Source organism: Aeromonas sp. 603607, from assembly GCF_049171595.1.
GTDB classification, from domain to species: domain Bacteria; phylum Pseudomonadota; class Gammaproteobacteria; order Enterobacterales; family Aeromonadaceae; genus Aeromonas; species Aeromonas veronii.
The window spans coordinates 37,244-52,529 of record NZ_JAAKOV010000017.1; the positions used below are offsets into that span (position 1 = coordinate 37,244).

15 protein-coding genes are annotated in these 15,286 nt (G+C 57.9%); 8 read left to right on the top strand and 7 right to left on the bottom strand.

Annotated elements, in window-relative coordinates:
* Nucleotides 1-57: 57 nt before the first annotated feature.
* Nucleotides 58-540, bottom strand: coding sequence for a YajQ family cyclic di-GMP-binding protein (locus G5315_RS15885; RefSeq protein WP_005338634.1), 483 nt, complete (start codon nucleotides 538-540; stop codon nucleotides 58-60).
* A gap of 200 nt (nucleotides 541-740) precedes the next feature.
* Here G5315_RS15885 and G5315_RS15890 point away from each other — a divergent pair, with 200 nt between their 5' ends.
* A complete protein-coding gene (locus tag G5315_RS15890) occupies nucleotides 741-1,694 on the top strand; it encodes a ketopantoate reductase family protein (RefSeq protein WP_421333360.1) in 954 nt (317 codons plus the stop codon).
* A 37-nt stretch (nucleotides 1,695-1,731) separates the two neighbouring features.
* Complete coding sequence (locus G5315_RS15895) at nucleotides 1,732-2,292, top strand: DJ-1 family glyoxalase III (RefSeq protein ID WP_227341200.1); 561 nt, start codon at nucleotides 1,732-1,734, stop codon at nucleotides 2,290-2,292.
* A gap of 168 nt (nucleotides 2,293-2,460) precedes the next feature.
* On the opposite strand, the gene G5315_RS15900 is transcribed toward G5315_RS15895, so the two are convergent.
* Nucleotides 2,461-2,610 carry a hypothetical protein gene (locus G5315_RS15900; RefSeq protein WP_421333416.1) on the bottom strand — a complete coding sequence of 50 codons (150 nt, stop codon included), beginning with the start codon at nucleotides 2,608-2,610 and terminating at the stop codon, nucleotides 2,461-2,463.
* Nucleotides 2,611-2,741: 131 nt separating this feature from the next.
* On the opposite strand from G5315_RS15900, the gene dinB reads away from it, so the two are divergent.
* The 6 genes from dinB to rlmM all read left to right on the top strand — a co-directional run bounded on the left by dinB (nucleotide 2,742) and on the right by rlmM (nucleotide 9,357).
* Entirely contained in the window at nucleotides 2,742-3,797 is a 1,056-nt protein-coding gene (gene dinB / locus G5315_RS15905; RefSeq protein WP_227343092.1) for a DNA polymerase IV, read from the top strand.
* A gap of 66 nt (nucleotides 3,798-3,863) precedes the next feature.
* On the top strand, nucleotides 3,864-6,005 hold the full coding sequence (locus G5315_RS15910; RefSeq protein WP_421333363.1) for a methyl-accepting chemotaxis protein: 2,142 nt from the start codon (nucleotides 3,864-3,866) through the stop codon (nucleotides 6,003-6,005).
* 284 nt (nucleotides 6,006-6,289) lie between these two features.
* Nucleotides 6,290-7,210, top strand: a complete 921-nt coding sequence (locus G5315_RS15915; RefSeq protein WP_005338622.1) for a transcriptional regulator GcvA — start codon at nucleotides 6,290-6,292, stop codon at nucleotides 7,208-7,210.
* Nucleotides 7,203-7,832 carry an alpha/beta family hydrolase gene (locus tag G5315_RS15920; RefSeq protein ID WP_247824067.1) on the top strand — a complete coding sequence of 210 codons (630 nt, stop codon included), beginning with the start codon at nucleotides 7,203-7,205 and terminating at the stop codon, nucleotides 7,830-7,832. The genes G5315_RS15915 and G5315_RS15920 overlap by 8 nt, the downstream gene beginning before the upstream one ends.
* A gap of 51 nt (nucleotides 7,833-7,883) precedes the next feature.
* Nucleotides 7,884-8,270 carry a DUF423 domain-containing protein gene (locus tag G5315_RS15925; RefSeq protein WP_101530798.1) on the top strand — a complete coding sequence of 129 codons (387 nt, stop codon included), beginning with the start codon at nucleotides 7,884-7,886 and terminating at the stop codon, nucleotides 8,268-8,270.
* Nucleotides 8,263-9,357 carry a 23S rRNA (cytidine(2498)-2'-O)-methyltransferase RlmM gene (rlmM, locus tag G5315_RS15930; protein ID WP_005338617.1) on the top strand — a complete coding sequence of 365 codons (1,095 nt, stop codon included), beginning with the start codon at nucleotides 8,263-8,265 and terminating at the stop codon, nucleotides 9,355-9,357. Before G5315_RS15925 ends, rlmM begins: the two co-directional genes overlap by 8 nt.
* An 80-nt stretch (nucleotides 9,358-9,437) precedes the next feature.
* Here rlmM and G5315_RS15935 read toward each other — a convergent pair whose 3' ends face one another.
* The 5 genes from G5315_RS15935 to G5315_RS15955 form a co-directional block, all read right to left on the bottom strand.
* Nucleotides 9,438-9,896, bottom strand: a complete 459-nt coding sequence (locus G5315_RS15935) for a hypothetical protein (protein ID WP_005358627.1) — start codon at nucleotides 9,894-9,896, stop codon at nucleotides 9,438-9,440.
* A gap of 117 nt (nucleotides 9,897-10,013) precedes the next feature.
* Nucleotides 10,014-11,021 (bottom strand): isocitrate dehydrogenase, encoded by a 1,008-nt coding sequence (locus G5315_RS15940; protein ID WP_005349723.1) that lies wholly within the window; start codon nucleotides 11,019-11,021, stop codon nucleotides 10,014-10,016.
* Nucleotides 11,022-11,180: 159 nt separating this feature from the next.
* Entirely contained in the window at nucleotides 11,181-11,981 is an 801-nt protein-coding gene (gene xni / locus G5315_RS15945; RefSeq protein ID WP_040068493.1) for a flap endonuclease Xni, read from the bottom strand.
* A 135-nt stretch (nucleotides 11,982-12,116) separates the two neighbouring features.
* Nucleotides 12,117-13,472, bottom strand: coding sequence for a nucleotide 5'-monophosphate nucleosidase PpnN (gene ppnN, locus G5315_RS15950; RefSeq protein ID WP_019445906.1), 1,356 nt, complete (start codon nucleotides 13,470-13,472; stop codon nucleotides 12,117-12,119).
* Between the two features lie 148 nt (nucleotides 13,473-13,620).
* Nucleotides 13,621-15,234: a GGDEF domain-containing protein gene (locus tag G5315_RS15955; protein WP_216951894.1), complete on the bottom strand. Its 1,614-nt coding sequence runs from the start codon at nucleotides 15,232-15,234 to the stop codon at nucleotides 13,621-13,623.
* Nucleotides 15,235-15,286: the final 52 nt, after the last annotated feature.

A 15,286-nucleotide genomic window follows, 5' to 3' on the forward strand; every position in this document is an offset into this window, starting at 1 on the left:
TTTTTTATGCTCGGACGATTAAAGAAGAGGAGAAGGGAGAGCCCTTCTCTCCCATCATCAGTCGCGGAAATTCTGAAACTGCATCGGTTGGCCCAGTTCGGCGCCACGGACCAGTGCCATGGTCTCTTGCAGATCGTCACGCTTCTTGCCGGTGACACGTACTTCATCACCCTGGATGGCGACCTGTACCTTGATTTTGGAGTCCTTGATCAGCTTGACCAGCTTCTTGGCGATCTCTTTCTCGATCCCCTGCTTGAATTTTACGGTCAGGTGGAAGCGTTTGCCGGAGTGAACGGAGTCACCCACTTCCATGGAGCTGTTTTCGATGTTGCGCTTGAGCAGGGCACCGCGCAGGATTTCGACCATCTGCTTGAGCTGGAAATCGGCATCGGCTTCCAGTTTTACCTCTTCCTTGTTCAACTCGAAGCTGGCTTCTACCCCACGAAAATCGAAACGGGTGGCCAGTTCACGATTGGCGTTGTCGACTGCGTTCAACACCTCGTTCATTTTGACTTCAGAGACAATATCGAATGACGGCATAGCCAAAGCTCCTCATGTTGCGTTATCGGGGGGCAAATCTACCAGAAAACGGGCAAATTTGCTGATTTTGATGGGGTTGCTCTGCTAGAATCCCCTGCGCACAGGACGGGTGGACCCGTTAGTGTCCACCAGCGACATCTTCACTTATCCCCGGTAACAGGTTGAGAGGATTGCAACCCTTACCCTGACAGAGTCACACCATGCCAAGCGGATTAAAAAATTCCCGACAGCCCGTTATTCCACCCGTTACTCCGAAGTGGTCACTGTTGGGTTGTGGCGCCCTCGGCGGCGTTTTTGCCTCCCTGCTGACCCTGAGTGGTCAATCTACCCGTGTCTTGTTGCGCGAACATCATAAGTCCACGCTCCATCCGGGGATCGACTTCACCTCGCTGGAGGGGCATGTTCAGTTGCTCAATATCGAGCGCGGATTTGTCAGCAAACCCGGCAAGATCCAGCGTCTGCTGGTGATGACCAAGGCCAGTCAGGTGATTGCCGCACTGACACCCCTGGTGGGTAAGCTGGATGCCGGCGTGCCGATCGTGCTGCTGCACAACGGGATGGGCATTGCCGAGCAGGTGGTCGAGATGTTCCCGCACAATCCGGTGATTGCCGGTGTCACCAGCCATGGCGCCATGCAGTGCGGCCATTTTGTCTTCCGTCATACTGGCAAGGGTGAAACCTGGCTTGGCCCGATCAACGACGCAGCCAAGGCCCACGCCGCGCTCGCGGATGAGCTGGCGCTGGCACTGGGCCAGGCTGGTTGGGATGAACAGGTATTGGTGCGCCAGTGGCAAAAGCTGGCCATCAACTGTGCTATCAATCCCCTGACGGCCCTCTACAAGCTGAAAAATGGCGAGCTGGCTGGCCCCCGTTTTGCCGATGCCCTGCAGCAGATCTGCGTGGAGGTGGCGGATGTGATGTGCGCCGAAGGAGTTGCAACAACGGCAGAGGAGTTGCTGCGTCGGGTGATGACAGTGGTGGAACTGACCGCTGACAATTACTCCTCCATGCATCAGGATATGGAGCTGGGACGCGAGACCGAGATTGAGGCCATCACCGGCTTCCTGCTGGCCAAGGCTGCCCGGCATGGCATTGCCGTACCGGTCAATCAGGGTCTCTATCAGGCGATTAAAGAGAAGAGTCAGGCCGTCTGATCTTTTACATGGCAGAGCAAGCTGCAAGGAGGCGAACGTGAGTGTACTGGTGCTGGTGGCCCCCGGGTCGGAAGAGATAGAGACGGTCGCGATTGTCGATACCCTGGTGCGCGCCAGCATCGAGGTGGTGCTGGCCTCTTGCTGCCCTGCCGGGTCTCGGCAGGTGAAGGCATCGCGCGGGGTACAGCTGGTGGCCGATTGTCATATCGGCGAGCTGACCCATCGGGACTTTGAAGCCATCGTGGTGCCTGGCGGTTTGCCCGGCAGCGAAGTGATCCGCGATACCCCGCTGGCCATCGATCTGCTCAAAGAGCAGGCCGCTCTTGGCCGCTGGCGTGCAGCCATCTGCGCCGCCCCTGTGGTGGTGTTGCAACATCACGGCCTGCTGGATGGTGCCATCGTCACCTGTCATCCCGGCTTTCAGCCCCGACTACCGACATCGCAGCTGTCACATGAGCGGGTAGTCAGGGATGAGGCTCATCGCCTTATCACCAGCCAGGGGCCGGGCAGTGCCATCGAGTTTGCGCTTGAACTGGTCCGGGTGCTGCGTGGGGATGAAGTGGCGGCCACTGTCGCTGGCCCTATGGTTCTGCCTTGAGCGCACTCTGCTGCAGAATCAAGCTGGTCATGCTTTGAAAAACGGGCCCCGATCATCTTGATCGGGGCCCGTTTGTTATCTGCCGTTGTCGGTCACGCCATCTTGTCCGGCTCAGTAGTCGTACTGTGAGCACTGTTTTTTGTTGTACTCAGTTTTCCAGCGTGCCAATTATTGCTCTGTGCCGAGCTTGTCTCCTTTCTTGATGGCCTGTTCCAGTATCTCAATCCGGTCGTACAGCCAGCGGCACTCTGCCGTCGGGTTGTTCTTGCCGATGCCGGTCAACGGTAGCAAACAGAGTCCCAACCAAAGATATTTCATCCCGAACGCTCCTTGTCATTGTGGTAGTAAAGGTCTCCTTGGAGTCTACTATTTTAGCCGCAACGAGAGAGATAGAGCTGCGGTTATCCTTGGGGTAAGATGATGCCATGTCTGTTTATTTATACAGTGGTATGCGCAAGATCATCCATATCGACATGGACTGCTTTTTTGCCGCGGTGGAGATGCGGGATAACCCCGCATTGCGGGAAGTTCCGCTTGCGATAGGGGGGGCGTCCGAGCTGCGCGGTGTCATCTCGACCTGCAACTATGTGGCGCGCCGGTTCGGGGTGCGCTCCGCCATGCCGAGCGCGCTGGCGAAAAAACTCTGCCCACCGCTGGTACTGATCCCGGGGCGAATGGCGGTGTACAAGGATATCTCCCGTCAGCTCAGGGCCATTTTCCTGCGCTATACCGATCAGGTTGAACCGCTGTCGCTGGATGAGGCTTACCTCGATGTGACCCATAGTCGCTGTTGTGGTGGCAGCGCCACCCTGATGGCGCAAGAGATCCGGCAAGCCATCGTCACCGAACTGGGATTGACCGCTTCGGCCGGGGTCGCCCCCAACAAGTTTCTCGCCAAGCTCGCCTCGGAGCAGCGCAAGCCTGATGGTCTGTTTGTCATTCGTCCCGACGAAGTGGCCGAATTTGTCTGTCAGCTGCCACTCGGCAAACTGCCCGGGGTGGGGCGCAAGACTGCCGAGCGGCTGGAGGCGCAGGGGCTATACACCTGCGAAGATGCCCGAGCCTTGTCGGCAGAGGAGTTGTGCCGTCGCTTTGGCAAGCTGGGCGAAATGCTGACGACCCGTATCTGGGGGCTAGATGAACAGCCGGTGCAGGCGCACCGGATCCGCAAAACCATCGGGGTGGAGACCACCCTGGCAAGCGATCTCTGTGACGAAGAGGCCTGTCTGAAGGTATTGCAGCAACTGCTGCCTGAGCTGGAACGGCGATTTCAGCTGGCGTGTCCTGCCGAGCAGGTGATGGGGCAGGGGATTAAACTCAAGTTTGCCGACTTCCATCAGACTACCGTCTATCGCAGCCAGGGGGGCTATCAGGCCGCATTGTTCACACCACTGCTCAAGGAAGGGCTGCTGCGGGCGCAAGGGCGTTCGATACGTCTGCTGGGACTGGTAGTCGGGCTACCGAAGGAGGGAGAAGTAAACCAACTCTCGCTGGATTTGCTATGAGATGGTTAAGTTTTTGTTTATAAAGTCGATAATCTACCTGTATCTGCATGAAGTAGGAATATTGGCATGAATGCTCTTTCTGTCCAGGGACGGATTACCCTGATCGCCGGTTGCTGTCTGCTGGTCACGGCCGCTGCGCTGGTCACCTCCTCTATTTATAACGCGAGCAAGATGCAGTCCCAGGTGCGGCAAGCCACCATGCATGAGGCACAGCTGTCAGCCGAAAACAGGATGAAAGCGATGGGGTCAGAGCAGGCCGCCAAGGTGACCAGCTATCTTGATGAAGCCTATTTTCGTGCCAGTCTGCTGGCCGAGAGCGTGCTGTTCCAGCGCAAGAATGCGGCCGACAACTTCGTTCATTCGGAGGCGCTGCGCGGGGCTATCAATCAGCAATTGCACGATGCGGCAGCCTCATCGACCAACCTGCTCGGCGTCTATGCGGTATTTGAGCCCGATCAGCTGGATGGGGAGGACAGCAACTATCAGGGCTCTACGGAACTGGGCTCAAATGACGAAGGACGCTTCTCCAGCTATTGGGCCTATGACAATGGCCAGCTGGTGCCCGAGGTGCAGAATGAGGATGTGCTGACTGACGAGAGCCCGACCGCTGCCGGTGGGGTTGAAAACGAATGGTATCGCTGCAGTATACGTACCCGGGCCCTCTGTCTGCTGGAACCTTATCTCGATGATGTTGGCGACAACAAGATACTGATGACCTCGGTGACAGTGCCCTTGCTGGAGCAAGAGCACTTGCTGGGGATGGTCGGGGTCGATATCTCGCTGGCCACTTTGCAGAGTTTGGTCAGCACCATGGACAAGGAGCTCTATGACGGCAAGGGCAGAATATTGCTGGTCAGTCACGAGGGGCGCGTGGCGGGAGCCGATGAGTTCGATGTGACCATGGGGCGTGGGCTGGATCAGAAGTATCAGGGGCTGGCCAGTGAGCTGAAAGGCTGGCTCAGTCAGGGTCAGGAGCTGACTCGCTGGAGCAGCGATGGCACCCTGTTGCAGACCTTTGTCCCGGTATCCATGCGTGGCACCGACCGTAAATGGGGCATCTACATTGAATTGCCACGGGCCGTAGTGCTGGCCTCGGCCCAGCAATTGCAAGATGAGCTGGCCAGTGAAGCCAATCGCAGCGTGGTCTCGCAGCTGTCGATCGGAGTGCTGATCTCGCTGGTTGCCCTGAGTTTTATCTGGTTGATGGCGCGCCAGATTGTGGCACCCATCCGCGCTGTAGTTGCCCGCCTCAAGGATATCGCCAGTGGTGAGGGGGATTTGACCCAGCGTATCGAGATCCAGCGGCAAGACGAGATCGGCGAGCTGGCCAAGTGGTTCAACAGCTTCCTCAACAAGTTGCAATCCACCATCAGTCAGGTGATTGATACCGTCTCCGGTACGCGCAACAGTGCCGAGCGAGCCGCGCAAGTGGCCGAGCGCACCAGCAGTGGCATGCAGGCCCAGTATCAGGAGATCGATCTGGTGGCGACGGCATTTGAGGAGCTGAGCGCCACCGCGTTGCAGGTCTCCGGTAATGCCGGCTCGGCGGTGGCGGCTGCCAACACCACTGATGCCGCGGCGCAAGAGGGCAAATATGTCGTTGCCGACACCCAGGAGGCGATGCGCAAGCTGATGACCATTATCAACGATGCCCAGCCGGTGGTGGAGCGGCTCTCCGCCAACAGCGACAACATCAATGACATTCTTATCGTGATCCAGGGAATTGCCGAGCAGACCAACTTGCTGGCGCTGAATGCGGCTATTGAAGCGGCGCGGGCCGGTGAGCAGGGCCGTGGCTTTGCCGTGGTGGCCGATGAGGTGCGCAATCTGGCGGGTCGTACCCAGAATGCCATCGTCGAGATCCAGACCCTGATCAGCCAACTGCAATCCGGTACCGGCGCCGTGGTCAAGGCGATCCGCGATGGTCATGGACAGGCTGACGAGACGCTTGCCAAGGTGGATCTCTCGGTGCAGGTGCTGGAGCAGATTATCCAGTCGGTCTCCACCATCCATCAGATGAACGAGCAGATTGCCCGAGCGGCGCAGGAGCAGAGCCGGGTGGCGGACGAGATCAACCGCAACGTCAGCAACATTCGCGATGTGAGCCACACCATTCGGGCCGAGGCGGCGACCTCCGCCGAAAATGGTCGCGAGCTCTCTGCGCTGGCGGATAAACAGCAGCAGCTGGTGGGGCAGTTCAAGGTATAGAAGGGATGAAAAAAGGCGCCATCCAGCTGGAGGCGCCAAACACATTCAGATGACAGACTGGGTCAAACCGGTGAGATTTGAGCCCCTCTTCCCGCAGAGGAAGAAACACAACACCACAATCACAGTCGAAAGACTCACTAAAAACACATGTAAACCAACACGTAGTAGAAAATGTGAGCCATATGACGACTGATTGCTGGGCGAATTATGTTTATTCACTGGTCGACCCGCAACCGACAAATTATAATGCGCCCCATTAGAAAAACTCATCGTCGGCTGGTGTCATGTCTCGTCGTTTACCCCCGCTCAATGCCCTCAAGGCCTTTGAAGCAGCGGCTCGTCACTTAAGCTTTACCCGCGCAGCAGAAGAGTTGTTTGTGACTCAGGCTGCCATCAGTCACCAGATCAAGGCGCTGGAGGAGTATCTTGGCATCAAGTTGTTCCGCCGCAAAAACCGTTCCTTGTTGCTGACCGAAGAGGGGCAGGGCTATTTTCTGGATATCAAGGACATCTTTGCCTCCATCTCGGAAGCGACCGACAAGCTGCTGGCCCGCAGTGCCAAGGGGGCGTTGACTGTCAGTTTGCAGCCGAGTTTCGCCATCCAGTGGCTGGTGCCGCGGCTGGTCAAGTTCAGCGAGCGCCACCCCGATATCGATGTGCGGATCAAGGCGGTCGATCTCGACGAAGGGTCGTTGACCGACGATGTGGATGTGGCCATCTATTACGGGCGCGGCAACTGGCCGGGTCTGCGCTCGGACAAGCTGCATACCGAGTACCTGATCCCGGTCTGCTCCCCCTTGCTGCTGACCGGGCCCAAACCGCTGCGTACGCCGCAAGATTTGACTCTTCATACCCTGCTGCACGATACCTCCCGCCGCGACTGGAAGGCCTGGTTCCGCCAGCTCGATATCGATGCCCCCAACGTCAATCAGGGGCCCATCTTCAGCCACTCCACCATGGTGATCCAGGCGGCGATCCACGGCCAGGGGGTGGCGCTTGGCCACAGCGTGCTGGCTCAGCCCGAGATTGAGGCTGGTCGCCTTATCTGCCCGTTCGAGCAGGTGCTGGTGAGCAAAAATGCTTTCTATCTGGTGTGCCAGGAGCAACAGTCGGATCAGGGCAAGATCGTTGCCTTCCGCGACTGGATGCTGGAGCTGGTGGAGCAGGAAGAGGCGCGTCGCAGGGCAAGGCTCGCCGATGCCTGATGTGATCCGCGAGGGGGCAATTGATGCCCCCGTTCGCATTTTGCTGGCCCACGGGGCAGGTGCAGGGATGGATCATGCCTTTCTTACCGAGTTGTCACGCCTGCTGGCTGGCCCCGACATCGAAGTGGTGCGCTTCAACTTTCCCTACATGACCAGGCGAGCCCAGGATGGCAAGCGCCGCCCACCTGACAGGGCGCCTGTGCTGCTCGCCCATTGGCGCGACATGATCCGCGAGTTTGCCCATCCACGGCTGTTTCTGGCGGGCAAGTCGATGGGCGGGCGGATGGCGGCGGAACTGTATCGTGAAGGCGAGGGTGAGATGAATGCTGCAGGATTGCTCATTCTCGGGTATCCTTTCCACCCTCCGGCCAAGCCCGACAGCTGGCGAGGCGAGGTACTCAAGCATATTGCAGTGCCAACTCTGCTGTTGCAGGGGGAGCGCGATACCTTCGGTAGTCGCGCCGAACTGGCCGATTTCCCCTTCTCACCCGCCGTATCGGTCCATTGGTTGACCGATGGTGATCATGGTTTCAAACCGCGAAAAGCCAGTGGCGTGAGTGAGCAGGAGAATATGCAGCATGCAGCTGCGGCCATCAGCCATTTTGTGGCCCGGCATGGATAGCACGATAGGGTTGGTTTTATTGCCAGCCGTGATGAGAGAGGGATTGTGAGGATGCAGATCCATCGACATTGGCTGATACTGGCCGGTCTCTTCGGGTTGACGGCCACCATGCTGGGGGCTTATGGCGCCCATGGATTGGCGGCGACCGGCATTACACCCGAGCGTCTGGCGGCATTCAATACCGCCGTGCAATATCAGTTTTTTCACGCATTGGCCCTGCTGGTTCTGGGCTGGTGTGGTGTGCGTAGCAAGGTGATCCAGCTGGCTGGCACCGCTTTTGTGCTGGGGATCATCGGATTCTCCGGCAGTATTTACGCCATGGTGCTGCTTGGCAGCAAGGGGCTGGGGTTGATTACTCCGGCCGGTGGCCTCTGTTTTATGTTGGGATGGGCGGCCCTGATCTGGGCTGGCTGTCGTCTTGGAGGAAAAAATGAATAATCTGCTGCTTTATTGCCGCCCCGGTTTTGAGAAAGAGGCGGCTGCAGAGATCACCGAGCGTGCCGGTAACATGCAGTGCTACGGTTTCGCCCGGGTCAAGGACGACAGCGGTTATGTGATCTTCGAACTGTATGACGAGGAGCAGGCGGACCTGCTGGCTCGCAAGCTGCCATTCCGGGAGCTCATCTTCATCCGCCAGATGCTGGTGGTCACCCATGAGCTGAAGGATCTGGATGTCGCGGACAGGATCTCCCCCATCCTTGAGGCGGTGAGTGACTACACCATTTGCGGTGATCTGCGGGTCGAAACCGCGGATACCAACGAAGCGAAAGAGCTGTCGGCCTTCTGCCGCAAGTTCACCGTGCCGCTGCGTCAGGCGCTGCGCAGCAACGAGATCCTGACCAAGAAGGAGACGCCAAACCGTCCGGTGTTCCACGCCTTCTTCATGGCCAATGATCACGTGTTGCTGGGCTACTCCTATTCGTTCAACAACTCCGGATTCCACATGGGGATCCCGCGCCTGCGCTTCCCGGCCGATGCGCCGAGCCGCTCCAGCCTCAAGCTGGAGGAGGCGTTTTACGTGTTCGTGCCGCGGGAAGAGTGGGATGTGCGTCTCTGCTCAGGCATGAAGGCGGTGGATCTGGGCGCCTGCCCGGGTGGCTGGACCTATCAGCTGGTGCGTCGTGGCATGATGGTGACGGCGGTCGACAACGGCATGATGGCCCAATCCCTGATGGATACCGGTCAGGTCAAGCATATCCGGGATGACGGTTTCGTCTGGCGTCCGAGCAAGAAGAACACCTACTGGCTGGTGTGCGACATGGTCGATAAACCGGCGCGGGTCGTTCACATGATTGCGGACTGGTTCCGTGAGGGTGACTGCCAGGAGGCGATGTTCAACCTCAAGTTGCCGATGAAGAAGCGTTATGCGGAATCGGTACACAACATCGAAGTGCTGCGCGAGATGCTCAAGGAGATCGACAACGCGTTCGTGATCCAGGCCAAGCAGCTCTATCACGATCGAGAAGAGATCACCGTGCATGTTTACAACAAGTACTGGGTCTCCAAACTCGAGCCCAAGGCGTGATGTAGCCGTTCAGCCCGTACGATAAATACCAAGACCGACAGGGAACCCTGCCGGTCTTTTGCTATTCAGGGCTCGAAAAATCAGAAACGGTAATCGAGGCGCAGGGAAGATTCGTCGTCGGTCACCTTGATCTCTATCTGCAGCGGGATGGTTTTGTCGACCGGATTGAATTGCATCTTTATCCCGTCTCCTCTCAGCCTGAGGGCGGTGTTCATTCCGCCAGCCTTGAACTTGACCTTGGGTCTGAAGCGTTCAACTGACAGACTGACGCTCTTTTCCGGGGTCAGATTGAGCTGCGGGTAGGAGGTGATCTTTTGATTACCAAAGTTGTCGGTGGAGACTTCAATACCAAACGACAGGGGTTTGGGTGCCTTGAGTAGGTCGTTGGTATTCAGGCTCGAGCGCCATACCTCGGTGGCAGTCCGTTTTTCCTGCTGTGGCAGTTTGGCGGTTTGGGTCTGTTGATCCTGCTCGAAAGCACTGGCAGTGCCACACACCAGCAGCAGACCCGACACCAGATAGCACCCGTATCCCTTCATGAAAAACACTCCCTGTTCTTCTTCTCTATTGAACATAGTTGCTGTTTGGGGAGTGGCAAAGGATTCGGAAATATAAAAAAGGGAGCCTAGGCTCCCTTTTAAAATCAATTGGTTAGCTTACAGGCGATCGATGATGGCTTGGGTGAATTCGCTGGTGGAAGCCGTGCCACCCAGATCGCGGGTGACCCGATCACCGGATTCGATGGTGGCTCGTACCGCCTCGCGGATCCGCTCTGCCTTATCCTGCATGCCGAGGTACTCCAGCATCTGAATGGAGGCGAGGATCACCGAGGTCGGGTTGGCGATATTCTTGCCTGCGATATCCGGTGCCGAGCCATGCACCGCTTCGAAGATGGCGGCGCCATCGCCGATGTTGGCGCCGGGCGCCATGCCAAGGCCGCCAACCAGACCGGCGCAAAGATCCGAGAGGATGTCGCCGAACAGGTTGGTGGTGACCATGACATCGAAACGCTCCGGGTACATCACCAGATTCATGCAGGCGGCATCGACGATCATCTCTTCGCTCTGGATATCCGGGTAGTGGCTGGCGATTTCACGGGCCACTTCGAGGAACAGGCCGGAGGTCGACTTAAGGATGTTCGCCTTGTGGATGATGGTGACCTTCTTGCGCCCTTCCTGACGGGCCAGCTCGAAGGCGAACTTGACGATGCGCTCGGCCCCTTCGCGGGTGATGATGCTCATTGCCTCGGCACTCTTGTTGTCATCACTGCGCTTCTGACCTGCACCCGAGTACATCCCTTCGGTGTTTTCACGCACTGTGATGATGTCGATGTTGTCGTAACGGCTTCTGGTGCCCTTGAAGGAGATGACCGGACGCACGTTGGCGTAGAGGTTGAACTTCTTGCGCAGGGAGACGTTAATGGAGGTAAAACCGCCGCCGACCGGTGTGGTCAATGGTCCTTTCAGGCTCACCTTGTTCTTCTCAATCAGATCCAGGGTAGCCTGGGGCAGCAGCTCGCCATGCTTCTCGAGGGCAACCAGACCCGCATCAGCGTATTCGTACTCAAAGTCACAGCCCGCATGGGTCAGGATCTGGATGGCTGATTCAATGATGCTGGGGCCGATGCCGTCGCCGGGGATCACGGTAATTTTTCTTTTGGACATGAGAGGGTTCCACTTCCAGGGTATAGGGGAGGATGGGGCTGCTTTATAGCATTTACTCAGCAAACCAACCACATTCCTTTACATTCTACTCACTTTTATCAACAGCGAGGGTGAGTCTCGTCATGGTTCACGCCCTTGCCTGCATTTTTGTTCGGCACTTCAGTCTGGCTGGGGCGGGTAGCGGATGTCCCGCAGGTTGAATCCCAGCGGAATATCCCGCTGCAAGCGCACCAGCCGCTGGGCCAGCAGGGCCTCATCCTGATGTTGGCGCAGTTTGATCAGTGGCTTGGCGGCGTCCTCTTGCTGGCAGGCTTCGAGCATGGCTGCCAGGTTGCCATATTGCTGCAACAGCTGGGTGGCGGTCTTGGGGCCGATCCCCGGAACCCCCTTGATATTGGAACCGCTGATACCGGTCAGGGCCCAGAAGTCGACCAGCTGAGCAGGGGCTACCCCATATTGCTGCTGGACGAAGGCCGCATCCAGCCAGCGTTTGTTGAAGTAGTCGCGCACCCGGATATGCGGGCAGATCAGTTGGCAGAACCCCTTGTCGGTGGAGATGATGGTCGCCTGATGGCCATGGCTGGCGATGCCGCTGGCGAGGGTGGCGATAAGGTCATCCGCTTCATCTGTCTCGGAGAGCAGGGCATCGACACCGCACTCCCAAAAGGCATCCTGCAGGGTCGCCAGCCCTTCACGCAGTTCGGGGGGCATGGGAGTTCGCCCCTCCTTGTAGGCCGGATAGACCTCCTTGCGCCAGCTATGCACCTCGCCATCAAACACGGCAATGACATGGGTCGGCTCGCTATTGGCCAGCAGCTTGCGGCAGGTATTGATAAGGTTGGCGCGGGTTGCAACCAGCGCCTGGGCAGGGGTCAGTGCCTGCTGGGCCTGTACCGCGTGCAGACGGCGAATGAGGTTGAGGGCATCGATGATGAGCAGGTGTGGCCGGATAGTTGACATGGGGCACTCTTGACGGTCGGGACGCCCCATTGTAACAAACCGCTCGCCTTATGGGGGATTGATGGCGGTCGGGAAGGCATTGAGCCAATAAAGAGGGGCGCCGATGCGCCCCTCTGTCGATGATGTATCTGTACCCTAGCGGACAATTTCGTAGCAGGGCACATACTGGCTGCCCGGCAGCTTCATCCGCTGCTGCTTGACGAAGCTCTCCAGCAGCTTGTCCATCAGGTGCATCAGCTCCTTGTCGCCGTGCAGCTTGAAGGGGCCCTTCTTCTCGATGGCGCGAATGCCCCCTTCCTTGACGTTGCCGGCGACGATGCCGGAGAAGGCACGACGCAGGTTGGCGGCCAGCAACTGGGGTGGCTGGTTGCGGTGCAGATCCAGACTGGCCATGCTGGCGTGATCCGGTTCGAAGGGGAGCTGGAACTCCGGCTCAATCTTGAGGGACCAGTTGAAGGAGTAGGCATCGCCGACCGATTTGCGGTATTCGCGGATTTTTGGCATCGCCTCTTTCATCACCCGGGCCACTTCCGGTGCATCGCCGACAATGATCCGGTAGAGCTTGGTCGCCGGTTCACCGAGGGTCGCCTTGATGAAGTCATCGATGGCTCGGAAGTAGTCGGCACTCTCTTTCGGGCCGGTCAGGATGATGGGCATGGGTTGTCGTTCGTTGGCCGGATGCATCATGATGCCGAGCAGATAGAGCAGCTCTTCGGCGGTGCCGACCCCGCCCGGGAAGATGATGATGCCATGGCCCAGACGCACGAAGGCTTCCAGCCGTTTCTCGATATCCGGCAGGATCACCAGCTCGTTGACGATGGGGTTGGGCGGCTCGGCCGCGATAATGGAGGGCTCTGTGAGGCCGATGTAGCGCCCGTTGCGCACCCGCTGTTTGGCATGGCCGACGGCGGCCCCCTTCATCGGGCCCTCCATGGCTCCCGGGCCGCAACCGGTACAGATGTTCAGCTCACGCAAGCCCAGCTCGCTGCCCACGGCGCGGGTGTACTGGTACTCGATCTCGTTGATGGAGTGGCCACCCCAGCAGACGATCAGGTTGGGATCGGCGCCAGGCAGGATCACCTTGGCGTTGCGCAGGATGGCGAACACCACGTTGGAGATATGAGTCGAATTGGTGAGGTTGACCAGCCGGTTCGATTCAAGCTGGTTGGAGACATAGAGAATGTCGCGCAGCACCGAGAAGAGGTGCTCCTGAATACCACGAATGATCTCTCCATCGACGAACGCGTGCTCGGGGGCGTTGAACAGTTCCAGCTTGACCCCGCGCTCGCGCCGGATCACATGAATGTCGAATGATTTGAAGCGCTCCAGGATCTCCTTGGAGCTGTCGGTATGGCTGCCGGAATTGAGCACCGCCAGCGAGCAGTTGCGAAACAGTTGATAGATATCGCTGGAGGCAGTCTGCTTGAGGCGATCCACCTCGAGCTGTGACAGCAAATCCATGCTGCCAACGGGATTGATGTGCGTAATCATAGGTTCCCCTTTACTCACTTGTTATCGTTGTGTTTTTTCCCTGGGGAGAAAAGGGATGCCATGTTGCATCCCCTGAGTTTGATAGTAGTGGCAACGGAGGGGGGAGGGAAATAGGGCGACGACTGTTCGCTGTTTTTTTAGTCACAACTCAGGCCAGTGTCACTTGATCCCGACCTGCGTTCTTGGAGTGGTAGAGCGCTCTGTCCGCCCGTTCGAACACATCTGACGGGTTGTCACCATCCTTGAACAGGGTTGCGCCGATGGAGATGGTGATCTCCACCTTGGCATCGCGAAAACGGAACGGGATGCTCTTGATGGTCTGGCGCAGGGTTTCCAGCGGCTTCTGGAACTTGTCCGGGTTGATATTGGGCAGCAGCACCACGAACTCTTCGCCGCCGAAACGGGCGATGAAGTCAGTATCACGCAGGGCGCTCTGCAGCGCTTTGGCAACAACCTTCAACGCCTTGTCGCCGGCCATGTGGCCATAATTGTCATTGATGTTCTTGAAGTGATCGATGTCTATGATCGCCATGCAGAGCGGAGTGCGGTAGCGAAGCCAGCGCTTGAACTCCTGCTCCAGCCGCTCGTCGAGGGCGGCCCGGTTGTGTACCTGAGTCAGGCTGTCGAGGAACAGCTTGTGCTTCTGAATGGTCAGCCGCTTCTTGTATTCGGCGGTCTCATCCTTCATCAAGCGCAGCTTGGACTCCATGGTGGAGAGGCGGGTGAGCAGGTGACGTTCCCGTGCTGCGGTACTTTCCCGTTCTTGCAGCAGCAGATTGATGGCGCCCATATGGCCGGAGATGGCACGCTTGAGCGCATCGATGGAGTTATGGCTGGCCAGGGAGTGGTCGATCGCCTGCAGTTCGCAGACCAGAGCTTCGCGGGTTTCACGGGTTTCATTTTGTAGCGCACGCCCCTCATCGAGGGATTCGGTAAAGCCGACATGCACTGCTGACAGGCTCTCGTTGAGGGAGCTGAGAAAGGCGCGGGAGGCTTTGCGCTCCTCGCGGGTGCCTTCGATGATAAGTTCGATGACCTGCATACAGGTCTCTGCCAGCATGGCAGGATTGATGCCGATCAGCAGTTGACGGCGGATATCCCCGAGGCTCTCGCCAATTGAACCGGCGAAATCAAGTTCGGTGATCAGCCGCTGCAGTTCGTCTGCGATACGCGCATGATCTTTGAGGTCAAACGGCTCAACATCAGGTTGGGGTTCACAACCGGGCTCGCTCTCTTGCTGTTGGGGCGCTGAAGAGCCGGACAGTGGCTGGCTTGGCAGCAGCTGGATCTTGATCGCCTGCTGATAGAATTCAAGCAGGCGGATCACCTTCTTTTGATGATCGGCAATACCATAGCCGGCGGGGCTTTTCAGAAATTCCTTGAGGGATTTTCGGGTCTCTTCCGGGAAGCCCTTGATGGTTTTTAGCTGTTTTGAGCCAAGATCAATGGCTGCCTGGGTCAGGGTGAGCGACTCTTCCAGTGCATTGCTGTGCTGCTGCAGCAACTTCTCGATGGCAAGTAGCTCTGCATCCAGCGAGGTGAATGCGGGATTGCTATCCAGTCTCTGCTTGAGCTTGGCGAAGCGATTGTCCAGCTCGCGATCGAAGCCGCGGCAAGAGAGCATCAGCTTGTTGATAAACTGGATGCCACGAGCTCGCTCTGCATCGGAAAAGGAGAGAACGCCGTCGAGCTCCAGCTGTTTTTGCTGGAGGGATTCCCTGAGCCTGGCCAATTGTCCTGCTACGGCAGCGATGTCATTCATTATCAGGTCGCCCTGTTGTCATTATTGTTTTTGGTGTTGGATAGCAACAGTG

What these genes read in the sequence shown, in the direction of transcription:
- G5315_RS15885 (WP_005338634.1), bottom strand. Translation starts at nt 540, where the DNA reads ATGCCGTCATTCGATATTGTCTCTGAAGTCAAAATGAACGAGGTGTTG.
- G5315_RS15890 (WP_421333360.1), top strand. Translation starts at nt 741, where the DNA reads ATGCCAAGCGGATTAAAAAATTCCCGACAGCCCGTTATTCCACCCGTT.
- G5315_RS15900 (WP_421333416.1), bottom strand. Translation starts at nt 2,610, where the DNA reads ATGAAATATCTTTGGTTGGGACTCTGTTTGCTACCGTTGACCGGCATC.
- dinB (WP_227343092.1), top strand. Translation starts at nt 2,742, where the DNA reads ATGCGCAAGATCATCCATATCGACATGGACTGCTTTTTTGCCGCGGTG.
- G5315_RS15910 (WP_421333363.1), top strand. Translation starts at nt 3,864, where the DNA reads ATGAATGCTCTTTCTGTCCAGGGACGGATTACCCTGATCGCCGGTTGC.
- G5315_RS15915 (WP_005338622.1), top strand. Translation starts at nt 6,290, where the DNA reads ATGTCTCGTCGTTTACCCCCGCTCAATGCCCTCAAGGCCTTTGAAGCA.
- G5315_RS15920 (WP_247824067.1), top strand. Translation starts at nt 7,203, where the DNA reads ATGCCTGATGTGATCCGCGAGGGGGCAATTGATGCCCCCGTTCGCATT.
- G5315_RS15925 (WP_101530798.1), top strand. Translation starts at nt 7,884, where the DNA reads ATGCAGATCCATCGACATTGGCTGATACTGGCCGGTCTCTTCGGGTTG.
- rlmM (WP_005338617.1), top strand. Translation starts at nt 8,263, where the DNA reads ATGAATAATCTGCTGCTTTATTGCCGCCCCGGTTTTGAGAAAGAGGCG.
- G5315_RS15935 (WP_005358627.1), bottom strand. Translation starts at nt 9,896, where the DNA reads ATGAAGGGATACGGGTGCTATCTGGTGTCGGGTCTGCTGCTGGTGTGT.
- G5315_RS15940 (WP_005349723.1), bottom strand. Translation starts at nt 11,021, where the DNA reads ATGTCCAAAAGAAAAATTACCGTGATCCCCGGCGACGGCATCGGCCCC.
- xni (WP_040068493.1), bottom strand. Translation starts at nt 11,981, where the DNA reads ATGTCAACTATCCGGCCACACCTGCTCATCATCGATGCCCTCAACCTC.
- ppnN (WP_019445906.1), bottom strand. Translation starts at nt 13,472, where the DNA reads ATGATTACGCACATCAATCCCGTTGGCAGCATGGATTTGCTGTCACAG.
- G5315_RS15955 (WP_216951894.1), bottom strand. Translation starts at nt 15,234, where the DNA reads ATGAATGACATCGCTGCCGTAGCAGGACAATTGGCCAGGCTCAGGGAA.